The organism is Flavobacterium sp., assembly GCF_044338735.1.
Classification (GTDB): Bacteria; Bacteroidota; Bacteroidia; order Flavobacteriales; family Flavobacteriaceae; genus Flavobacterium.
Genome location: NZ_JBIIWV010000065.1, coordinates 1 through 11,145, shown reverse-complemented (window position 1 = coordinate 11,145; position 11,145 = coordinate 1). Strand labels below are relative to the sequence as shown.

The window sequence follows — 11,145 nt, the reverse complement described above, 5'->3', positions numbered from 1 at the left end:
TTACCACCTTTTACTGCATTAATAAACTGTAAACCATTAGGAATTTTACCATCTACTTCATCAGCTGGTTCTAATGTGAATACAATATCACCAAATTTACCACGACCACCCGATTGCTTTTTGTAAACCTCTCTGTGTTGTGCTGCTTTTGTGAATGCTTCTTTATATTCTACTTGTGGCTCACCTTGGTTAACCTCAACTTTAAACTCACGTTTCATACGATCTACAAGAATGTCTAAGTGCAACTCACCCATACCTGAAATAATCGTTTGACCTGAAGCCTCATCTGTTCTTACTGTAAACGTTGGATCTTCCTCAGCTAATTTAGCTAAAGCCATACCCATTTTATCTACGTCAGCTTTTGTTTTTGGCTCAATTGCGATACCAATTACTGGATCAGGGAATTTCATTGACTCAAGGATAATTGGGTGTTTTTCATCACACATAGTGTCTCCTGTTTTGATATCCTTAAATCCTACAGCAGCTCCAATATCTCCAGCTTCGATATAGTCGATCGGATTTTGTTTGTTCGCGTGCATTTGGTAAATACGAGAAATACGCTCTTTGTTTCCTGAACGTGTGTTCAAGATGTAAGAACCCGCATCTAAACGACCTGAATACGCACGGAAGAATGCTAAACGACCTACATATGGGTCAGTAGCAATTTTAAATGCTAAAGCAGCAAACGGCTCTTTTGTATCTGGACGACGTAAAATTTTCTTTTGATCTTCTTCTAATAAATCTGCATCATCAGGGTGAATTCCTTCGATACCTTCTTTATCCATTGGAGATGGTAAGTATTTACATACTGCATCTAACATGAACTGAACTCCTTTATTTTTGAATGAAGAACCAGCAATCATAGGAATGATAGCCATGTCGATTGTTGCAGCTCTTAAAGCAATGTTGATTTCTTCCTCTGTAATAGAGTTTTCATCTTCCATGTACTTATCTAATAGATTATCATCATAATCTGCTACAGCTTCTATAAGAATAGATCTATATTCTTTTACTTCAGCTAACATATCTTCTGGGATTGGCACAATGTCAAAAGTGGCCCCTTGCGTTTCGTCATGCCAAATAATAGCTTGATTTTTTACTAAATCAACAACTCCTTTAAAGTCATTTTCTTCACCAATTGGTAAAGTAATAGCAACAGCGTTAGATTTTAACATATCTCTAACTTGTTGACAAACCATTAAGAAGTTAGAACCTTGACGGTCCATTTTGTTTACGAATCCCATACGTGGAACTCTATATTGATCAGCTAATCTCCAGTTAGTTTCAGATTGTGGCTCAACACCATCAACTGCACTAAATAAAAATACCAAACCATCTAATACACGTAACGAACGGTTTACCTCAACTGTAAAGTCAACGTGTCCCGGAGTATCGATAATATTAAAGTGGTATGGTTTTGATTCTGGTAAGATTTTACCTTGTTCTGTTGGAAAACTCCACTCACAAGTTGTAGCTGCAGAAGTAATTGTAATACCTCTTTCTTGCTCTTGAGCCATCCAGTCCATTGTTGCAGCACCATCGTGTACTTCACCAATTTTGTGTGATTTTCCTGTGTAGAATAAGATACGCTCTGTAGTGGTAGTTTTACCCGCATCAATGTGAGCAGCAATACCAATGTTTCTTGTAAATTTTAAATCTCTAGCCATTTCTATACGAATTAAAATCTAAAATGAGAGAATGCTTTATTAGCATCTGCCATTTTGTGAGTATCCATTCTTTTCTTAACAGCAGCACCTTCTTCTTTAGCCGCAGCTAAAATTTCAGAAGCTAATTTTCCTGCCATTGATTTTTCGTTTCTTCTTCTTGCATAAAGAATCATCCATTTGATAGCGTAAGAAATTTTTCTATCTGGACGAATTTGCATTGGAATTTGGAATGTAGCTCCACCCACTCTACGTGAACGAACTTCTACGTGAGGCATAACATTTGTTAATGCGTCTTTCCATGTTTCTAAAGCAGATTTTTCTGCATCTTGCTTTTTAGCTTCTACAATTTCTAATGCATCATAGAATACTTTGAAAGCTGTTGATTTTTTACCATCCCACATTAAGTTATTTACAAAACGTGTTACTAACTGATCGTTAAATTTTGGATCTGGTAAAAGTGGTCTTTTTTTGGCCGCTCTTTTTCTCATGTCTTTTCTTTAAAAGATTTTAAATTACTACTTCTTTCCAGTTGGTGCAGCTGCTTGTCCTGGTTTTGGACGTTTAGCTCCATACTTAGATCTACGTTGTGTTCTACCTGCAACACCCGCAGTGTCTAACGCTCCACGTACAATGTGATAACGTACACCTGGTAAATCTTTTACTCTTCCACCTCTAACTAATACTATCGAGTGCTCTTGTAGATTGTGACCTTCTCCAGGAATGTATGCATTTACCTCGTTACCGTTTGTTAAACGAACCCTAGCTACCTTTCTCATTGCTGAGTTTGGTTTCTTAGGAGTTGTTGTGTAAACACGAGTACACACACCTCTTCTTTGAGGACAAGAATCTAAAGCAGCCGATTTACTCTTCTTAGTTATTTGGGTTCTCCCTGTTCTTACTAATTGTTGAATTGTTGGCATAATTAAATACTAAAAATTTTTATTGTTTAAAATTCCCGCTTTTTACGGGGTTGCAAATGTAGGAATTATTTTTTACTTTCCAAATCATAATATATTAATTTTCAATACTTATTGATTTTTGTAGTGTTTTGATTTGTATTGAGTTACAAAAAAGAAAGACAAATTTAAGTTAGCCCCGATGGAAGCGAACTACCATGTAGTGCGGACAGCGGGAATATGGAAACCAAAAATTCCCAAGCCATTCGCTCCTGATTCTGAACCATCTCGAAGCTTCCGGGATAGAATGACAAAATGGATATAAAATTTATTTTACTTTTTTTCGTTTCTTTACTGCTATGAAATTACTTTTTAGTTTTATTGTATTTTTTTCGATCCAATTTTCATTGGGGCAAAACTTCTATTTAAAAATTGAAGGGGCTTCTGAACAAGAGCGCAAAACTATAGACAGTATTACATATGAATTTAAACATACGAGCGTTGCTTCAATTCTAACAGAACAAAAACGTTTTGAATCCAAATTAACTAATCTTGGTTTTTTTGATTGGTTACAACTAGAACAAAAAAAAGTTAATGATAGTAGTTTTGTATTTCAATATCGTTTAGGGAATTTAGTACAAACCAATACTATATATATAGGTAAACTTACTGCCGAAGAAAAGTCGTTATTGCAAGAAGAAAATGATAGTTTAATAATTATTACCTCTGAAGTTGAAAATTTCATGAAAAGCAAAATGGCATTGTTAGAAAAAAAGGGGTATTTATTAGCTAATTTGAAATTGGTCAATCAGCGAAGAAAAGAAAATAATTTACTTTCTGATTTACACCTCAAACTGAATTCGAAACGAAAAATTACTGATATTGTGATTGTGGGCTATGACAAGTTTCCGACAGGAATTAAAAAAGCGATAACCAAAAAAGCAAAGAAAGCAACATTTAATCAAGAAAATTTAAAACAGATCAATGAAGAATTTAGCAAACTACAATTTGTAAATCAGCTGAAATATCCCGAAATTTTATTCACAACCGATTCTACCAAGATTTTTGTGTATTTAGAAAAATCGAAACCTAATAAATTTGACGGTTTTATTGGATTTTCAAACGATGACAAAAGCAAATTGACGTTCAACGGTTATTTAGATTTACAATTGCAGAATATTTTGAATTCGGGCGAAAAATTTAATTTGTATTGGAAAAATGATGGTAACAGCCAAACGTCATTTAATTTAGGAACCGAAATTCCGTATCTATTTAAAAGTCCGATTGGAATAAAAGCAAATCTTCGAATTTTTAAACAAGATTCTACTTTTCAGAATACAATTACCGATTTAAATTTGGGTTACTATTTTTCGTACAACACAAAAGCGTATTTGGGTTACCAAAAAACAAATTCGGTGGATATTCAAAATACCAATTCGTTTAGTTTGAACGATTTTACGAATACTTTCTTTACTTCAAGTTTTGAACACGTAAATTATGCAACTGATAATTTTATTTTTCCGGAACGAACAAAAGTGTTTGCTAAAGTTGGACTAGGAAACAGAACCATTTCTAGTGCAAAATCAAATCAGTTTTTTGGTCAACTCGAATTTAGTCATTATTTCGAATTGAATCAGAAAAATAGTATTTTCATAAAAAATCAATCCTACTACTTACAAAGTGATTCTTATATCATTAACGAATTGCATCGCTTTGGCGGCATAAACTCGATTAGAGGTTTTAATGAAAATAGCTTACAAGCCAATGTTTTTAGCGGAATTATGGCAGAATATCGGTATTTAGTTGCGCCAAATTTATACGTTCATTCCATTACCGATTATGGTTATTTTCAAGACAAAACCGCTGAAATTGATTACAAACTGTTAGGCTTGGGATTTGGATTTGGGTTGTTTACCAAAAACGGCTTGTTTAATTTAATTTATGCCAACGGAAGTACGAGCGACCAAGCCATAAAACTTTCTAATTCGATTGTGCATATTAGTTTCAAAACGAATTTTTAGATTATTGGATTTTAGTATATTCAGATTAATTCTTAATTTTTTTAATTCTTAATTAACTATCTTTGCGCCATGGAAAAAGAAAACCAAATATTCGGAATTAGAGCAATTATTGAAGCGATTAACGCTAAAAAGGAAATTGATAAAGTATTCGTTCAAAAAGAGGCACAAGGTGACTTGATGCAAGATTTGATGAAAACGATGAAAACAAATAATATCAACTTTTCATACGTTCCTGTTGAAAAACTAAACCGATTAACTCCGAATAATCACCAAGGCGCGGTGGCAACTATTGCTCCTATTTCTTTTGTTACCTTAGAAACTTTAGTAGAAAGCGTTATTGAAACTGGTAAAAAACCTTTATTCCTAATTTTAGATCAATTGTCTGATGCGCGTAACTTTGGCGCCATCATTAGAACTGCAGAATGTACGGGTGTTGACGGAATCATTATCCAAAAACAAGGTTCGGCTCCTGTGAATGGAGATACCGTTAAAACTTCGGCTGGAGCGGTTTTTAATGTGCCTATTTGTAAAGTAGATCACATTAAAGACGCGATTTTTTATTTGCAAGGAAGCGGAATTAAAACCGTTGCGGCAACTGAAAAAACGGAAAGCCATATTTACGACATCAACTTAAACGAAGGCGTTGCAATTATTATGGGGAGCGAAGACAGAGGTGTAAATCCTTCGGTATTAAAAATTGTGGATGAAAAAGCAAAATTACCCATGTTTGGCACAATTGAATCTTTAAATGTATCAGTAGCTTGTGGGGCTTTTTTGTATGAAGCTTTAAGACAGAGAATGTAAATAATTGCAGATTTTTGAATTCTGAAATCTTAAATCATTATTCTTCAATCTTAAATCATTATTTCCTTCCCAAAAACTCATACACCACTTTCATAGAAGAATTAAAGTATTCTTTAATCACTTCCTCTGGTTTTGGTGGTGGAGTGAAATTTCCTTTTTCGTCGAAGTTTTTCATAAACGGATCGAGTTTAGGATTGAAATCGGGTTTTTGCCATTCGTAAAATATTGTTTTTCCAAATTGGGGCGTTTTTAAAAGTAAGGCTAATGCCAATCCCACTAAAAATCCGGCTAAATGTCCTTCCCACGAAATACCTTCTTTCACATTGGGAAACATATACCAAACGCTTCCGCCGTATAAAATAACAATGGTAAATGACAAAGCTACCAAACGGTAATATTTGGTAAAAATACCTTTGAAAAAAATAAAACTCACCAAGGCATAAATTAATCCGCTGGCGCCAATGTGATAACTTGGCCTTCCTAACAGCCACGTTCCTAATCCAGAAAATAGAATTCCTAAAAATAAGACCACAAACGATTGTTCTTTGTAGAAATATCTCAAAATAGGCAACAATATCAATAATGCAATAGAATTATTGGCTAAATGTTCGATATCGCCATGCAAAAACGGGCTGAAAAGAATTCCTTTCAAACCGAAAACTTCTCTTGGATAGATACCAAAATGCGACAAACTTTGCTGAAAATGCAAATCGTGCCAAAAAACCAACCACAAAGTCAATACAAACAACAGCGGCAATAAAATGACCGCTTTAGTAAACTGAAAAGGATTATCGTGGTGTTGTTCCATATCAAAATTATTTCAAAGATAAAGCCAAAATTATTTCTATGCACATTTGTCATAAAATATGTAATTTTACATCATGAATCAACCATTAGCCGAACGCATTCGCCCACAACAATTATCAGATTACATAAGTCAATTGCATTTAGTTGGTCCTGAAGGCTCGTTAACACAACAAATTGCCAAAGGATTAATCCCAAGTTTAATTTTATGGGGACCACCGGGAACCGGAAAAACTACCTTGGCGCAAATTATGGCTCAAGAAAGTAAACGACCGTTTTACCAACTGAGCGCGATACATTCGGGTGTAAAGGACATTCGTGAGGTGATTGAAAAAGCGAAACAAAGCAATGGTATATTCACCGCAAAAAATCCGATTTTATTTATTGATGAGATTCATCGATTCTCAAAATCACAGCAAGATTCATTGTTGGCTGCGGTAGAAAAAGGTTGGATAACTTTGATAGGTGCAACGACTGAAAATCCGAGTTTTGAAGTCATCCCCGCTTTGTTGTCAAGATGTCAGGTGTATGTATTGAATGCCTTTACCAAAGAAGATTTGGAAGCATTGCTACATCGTGCTATAAAAACTGATGTTCTGCTTCAAGATAAAGATATTCAATTAAAAGAAACCGAAGCGCTATTAAGACTTTCTGGTGGAGATGGACGAAAATTATTGAATATTTTTGAATTGGTCATCAATGCAACCGATACTTCGACAGGTTCAGCAATCATTGAAATTACGAATGAAAAAGTAATGCAATTGGTGCAAAAAAACACCGTGTTGTATGATAAAACAGGCGAACAACATTACGATATTGTTTCGGCATTCATAAAGTCAATTCGTGGAAGCGACCCAAATGGTGCGGTGTATTGGTTAGCCCGAATGATTGAAGGTGGTGAAGATGTAAAATTTATTGCGCGAAGATTATTAATTTTAGCTAGCGAAGATATTGGAAATGCCAACCCGACGGCTTTTATCATGGCAAATAATGCCTTTCAAGCGGTGGCAACTATTGGTTATCCAGAAAGTCGCATAATATTGAGTCAGTGTGCGATTTACTTAGCAACTTCAGCTAAAAGTAATGCCAGCTATATGGCTATTGGAAAAGCACAACAAATGGTAAAACAAACAGGTGATTTAGCGGTGCCCATTCATTTACGAAATGCACCTACTAAGTTAATGAAAGAATTGGGTTTTGGCGAGGAGTACAAATATTCGCATGATTTTCCGAACAACTTTGCCGAACAAGAATTTTTGCCTAACGAAATTTCAGATACAAAATTCTTTGAACCTGGAGAAAATGTTCGCGAAAAAGAATTGCGTCAATTTTTAAAGAATCGTTGGAAAGACAAATACGATTATTAAATTCCAATTAAAACTTAACCTCAACTTTTTCTGAAACCAATTGGTCATTCTGATAATATTCAAAATACCAACCCGTATTTTTCTTTAAAAAAGTACCAGTTATCGTTCCTTTTTTTGCGGTATACACATTTTCGATACTAGTGGCTAATAATTCATAAATCACTGCAGGAACACTATCTACTAATTTATAGCCGTTTTGCATAGGTACAGCTGTCAACTTTTGTTTTGTTTCGTTATTATTACTATCGATGGCTACAGGAGTAACCACAGTCTTTTCATTCACCTCTGAAACAATCGTTTTACTTGTATTTGCGAAATTCAATTGCCCTTTCATAGCACCTAATGCAATTCTAAAAGATTCGTTATAAGACTTTTGATATTCCTTTTCTTTACTACTTCCTTGAATACTAGTATAGATTATTTTATTGGCACAATCTTTCAATTCAAAGTTAATTTTTGTGATGAACATATTGCTCTTTTTAAGCACATTTACATAAAATGCCATACAACGATTATTTGCTAATTCACTCGGAAATTCATCAGTATCATAATAAACAACAAATCCCTCTTTTTCAAAAAAAGCTTTTGTCATTGAACTGGTGTTGTATTCATTTTCTTCACTAAAAAAACTGAATTTTTTAGGAACAATTGCATACTTATAATTTTCCTGAGCCAAGGAAAAAGTAGACGTAAATAAAACTAATAACAAAACTATTTTTTTCATATGTTTAAATTTTAATTTTCAGCGGTAACATATGGAATCGCATTTTTATCATTGGTGTTTGCTTGTGCAAACTTTTTGTTAATAGCGATTTCATTTCTATAATATATTTTTTAAATCTAATAAATGATTTATTTGTAACACCGAATTATCAACTTCAACATTTTGCTCATTGAAAAAAATTGCTTCAATACCGGCTTCTTGCGCACCGATAATATCGGCTTCATAACTATCGCCTATCATTAAGCATTCTTCTTTTGAAGCGTTTGCCAAAGATAAGGCAAAATCAAATATAGTTGGATGTGGTTTTTTAACTCCCGCCATTTCAGAATTGGTAATCGTATTAAAATAATGACCAATGTTAGAATTATTTAGTTTTTTTGTTTGCACTGAAGCAAAACCATTGGTAATAATGTGCAATTTATAATTGGGTTTTAAATAATCTAAAATTTCGATTGCGCCGTCAAATAAATGATTGTACTCCGGTAAATAGTTGATATAATCTTCAGAAAGTTGATGAATAATTGCATCTGAAACTTCAAATTGCAAAGCATCAAAAACGTCTTTCAAACGAAAATAGCGTAAATCATCGTGCGAAATTTGATTGACTTGATACAATTTCCAATAATGCTGATTGCGAGGAATATAAATATTTAAAAAATCCTGTAACGAAATTGCAAATCCTCTTTCTTTAAAAATAGCATCGAAAGCAAATGCCGAATTTTTATCAAAATCCCAAAGCGTGTGATCTAAATCGAAAAAAAGATGCTTTTTATGTTTAAAATGTTTCAAGAACTATTATTTTTTAGAAACAATTTCGGCATTTTCAATGTTGTAAATCCAATCATCTACATCGGTTTCATTGGCTTTGAATGTTCCTTTAATAGTTAAATAAGTATCGGTTTTTAGCTTTGGCAAACCTCCTTTAAACTTTAATCCAGCAATGGTTTCAGGCCCAGATTTTCCACAAAAAAAGCAAGAAGCAAAAACATTTTTGCTTAGCGCATAATTTTTTGAATCAATTGGAACAATAAAACCAGTCAAATAAACTGTTTTATTATGATACGCTTTTAATTTTAAATTGACTTGCGGGAATTCTACTTCGCCGTATGATGCGTGTTTTTTTCGAATATATTTGATGTCACCTAATAATTTCCAAGTTAGTGTATCTGTTACAACTATTGTTTTATTAATTGATGGTTTTTCAATTTTCGAGTTTTTTTCGAAACCCATTAATGAAATAAATACAACTAAGGCTAAAACTAATTTACTAAAATTACGCATTGGCTAATGTTTTTGATATGTTTAAATTATAGGCTTTTATAGCAGGAATCAAAGCAGCAATAAAGCCAACAAATATGGTGAGTAAGAACAGCGTTCCTTCTTTTTCCCAAAGAAATTCATACGGATTAAAACTCATTTTAAAATCTGCTTCTGAGGAATTAGAGAGAAAACTCAATGCAACTCTACCTAAAATCGTACCAAAAACAAATCCAACCACACAAAGCAACAAACTTTCAATCATGACTACTTTTAATAATTGAAATCTGCCTGCTCCATTAACACGAAGCAATGCAAATTCCGCTTTTCTTTCTTTTAGAGTATTGAATAAGGCGATAAATATCGAAATTCCGGAAATCAACATAATTCCGTAGGCTAAATATTGCAACGCTGTTACACCAATTCCAAACAAACCAAACAAACGATTGACTTCAAAAACAGGAGAAACTGCTTGCATTTTTGTGTTTTGTGGAATCAGACGTTGCCATGTTAGTTTTGCCATTTGATTGCGAACTTTCAATAAAACTGCTGTGATTTCCATATTAGGTTCATCTAGAGTTAAATCCGCATCTTCATGTTCGTGTTCATCCTCTTCGTGAACATGACCTTCCTCGCCATGCGCAGGATTTTCTTCATGTCCGCCGTGCATTTGCCAAACCGTGGGAATAGTACAAAGAATTAAATTATCAACTACTTTTCCAGTATGAGTTGCTATTCCAACTACTTTGTAGGCATAGTTTTCATGGACCTCACCTTCTTCTGCATCACCATGTGAGCCAAAGAATTCATCTCCTACGTTTACATTTAATTTTTGAGCGATTTCGCTTCCAACTACTACTTCAAAATTCTTTTCATAAAGTCTTCCATCGGACACTTTTGCCTTAAATTTTGTTAAATAATCGTGTGTTGTTCCTAAAATTTTATAACCGCGATAATTATCGCCAAAGGCTAACGGTATTGCTTTTTCAACATAGGGATTATTCATCCATACTTTTGCCGAGTCGTAATTTATATTTCCTGTTGGAGCATCTACTTGATAAACAGAAGATAAAATTAATTGCAACGGACTTCCTTGAGCTCCTAATACTAAATCTACATCTTCAATATTACTTGAAAATTTCTCTTCAAATTGTTTTTCAACCAAGATTAAAGTAGTGATAATTGCGACACTTGAGGATAGCAAAATAACACTCAAAACAGTATTTAATGGTTTAAACCAAATATTTCTCCAAGCTAATTTTGCAATCATACCAAAGTGATTTTATTAATAAATTTTTCTTTAATACGGTTATCGTGCGTTACAATAAGTAAAGCAGCTTTGTATTCTTTTGACAAAGAAGTTAGCAAATCGATTACTTTTTCAGCATTTTTATCATCCAAACTAGAAGTTGGTTCGTCTGCCAAAAGTACTTTTGGTTCATTAATTAATGCGCGAGCAATTGAAACCCTTTGCTGTTGACCAATACTCAACTGAGATGGCAATTTAGATGCTTGATTTTCAATTCCTAATTGTTCTAACAATCTTTTTGCACGTTTAGTATGCTTTTTACCTGTTGCTAACCAACTTGCCATTTGTAGATTTTC

At 33.7% G+C, this 11,145-nt stretch carries 12 protein-coding genes; 3 read left to right on the top strand and 9 right to left on the bottom strand.

Features of this window, described 5'->3' with window-relative positions; all coding sequences use genetic code 11:
- From fusA to rpsL, 3 genes are all read right to left on the bottom strand, one after another.
- Positions 1-1,667 (bottom strand): elongation factor G (gene fusA / locus ACIQZC_RS05925; protein ID WP_396138316.1); only part of this gene is annotated, 1,667 nt, incomplete at its 3' end.
- A gap of 11 nt (positions 1,668-1,678) precedes the next feature.
- Positions 1,679-2,155, bottom strand: a complete 477-nt coding sequence (gene rpsG / locus ACIQZC_RS05920; RefSeq protein WP_396138315.1) for a 30S ribosomal protein S7 — start codon at positions 2,153-2,155, stop codon at positions 1,679-1,681.
- A 27-nt stretch (positions 2,156-2,182) separates the two neighbouring features.
- Complete coding sequence (gene rpsL / locus ACIQZC_RS05915; protein ID WP_396138314.1) at positions 2,183-2,587, bottom strand: 30S ribosomal protein S12; 405 nt, start codon at positions 2,585-2,587, stop codon at positions 2,183-2,185.
- Between the two features lie 335 nt (positions 2,588-2,922).
- On the opposite strand from rpsL, the gene ACIQZC_RS05910 reads away from it, so the two are divergent.
- Both ACIQZC_RS05910 and rlmB read left to right on the top strand, forming a co-directional pair.
- Positions 2,923-4,584, top strand: coding sequence for a hypothetical protein (locus ACIQZC_RS05910; protein WP_396138313.1), 1,662 nt, complete (start codon positions 2,923-2,925; stop codon positions 4,582-4,584).
- A gap of 69 nt (positions 4,585-4,653) precedes the next feature.
- Positions 4,654-5,388, top strand: a complete 735-nt coding sequence (rlmB, locus tag ACIQZC_RS05905) for a 23S rRNA (guanosine(2251)-2'-O)-methyltransferase RlmB (RefSeq protein WP_396138312.1) — start codon at positions 4,654-4,656, stop codon at positions 5,386-5,388.
- Between the two features lie 58 nt (positions 5,389-5,446).
- Here the strand turns inward: rlmB and ACIQZC_RS05900 are convergent, their stop codons facing one another.
- A complete protein-coding gene (locus ACIQZC_RS05900; RefSeq protein WP_396138311.1) occupies positions 5,447-6,196 on the bottom strand; it encodes a rhomboid family intramembrane serine protease in 750 nt (249 codons plus the stop codon).
- A 73-nt stretch (positions 6,197-6,269) separates the two neighbouring features.
- Between ACIQZC_RS05900 and ACIQZC_RS05895 the strand changes: the two genes are divergently transcribed.
- A complete protein-coding gene (locus ACIQZC_RS05895; protein WP_396138310.1) occupies positions 6,270-7,559 on the top strand; it encodes a replication-associated recombination protein A in 1,290 nt (429 codons plus the stop codon).
- A gap of 7 nt (positions 7,560-7,566) precedes the next feature.
- Here the strand turns inward: ACIQZC_RS05895 and ACIQZC_RS05890 are convergent, their stop codons facing one another.
- The 5 genes from ACIQZC_RS05890 to ACIQZC_RS05870 form a co-directional block, all read right to left on the bottom strand.
- Positions 7,567-8,283, bottom strand: a complete 717-nt coding sequence (locus tag ACIQZC_RS05890) for a hypothetical protein (protein ID WP_396138309.1) — start codon at positions 8,281-8,283, stop codon at positions 7,567-7,569.
- Between the two features lie 96 nt (positions 8,284-8,379).
- On the bottom strand, positions 8,380-9,072 hold the full coding sequence (locus ACIQZC_RS05885) for a YjjG family noncanonical pyrimidine nucleotidase (RefSeq protein ID WP_396138308.1): 693 nt from the start codon (positions 9,070-9,072) through the stop codon (positions 8,380-8,382).
- A 6-nt stretch (positions 9,073-9,078) separates the two neighbouring features.
- Entirely contained in the window at positions 9,079-9,564 is a 486-nt protein-coding gene (locus ACIQZC_RS05880) for a hypothetical protein (RefSeq protein ID WP_396138307.1), read from the bottom strand.
- On the bottom strand, positions 9,557-10,810 hold the full coding sequence (locus ACIQZC_RS05875) for an ABC transporter permease (RefSeq protein WP_396138306.1): 1,254 nt from the start codon (positions 10,808-10,810) through the stop codon (positions 9,557-9,559). Before ACIQZC_RS05875 ends, ACIQZC_RS05880 begins: the two co-directional genes overlap by 8 nt.
- Positions 10,807-11,145 (bottom strand): ATP-binding cassette domain-containing protein (locus ACIQZC_RS05870; RefSeq protein ID WP_396138305.1); only part of this gene is annotated, 339 nt, incomplete at its 5' end. The genes ACIQZC_RS05875 and ACIQZC_RS05870, both read right to left, overlap by 4 nt.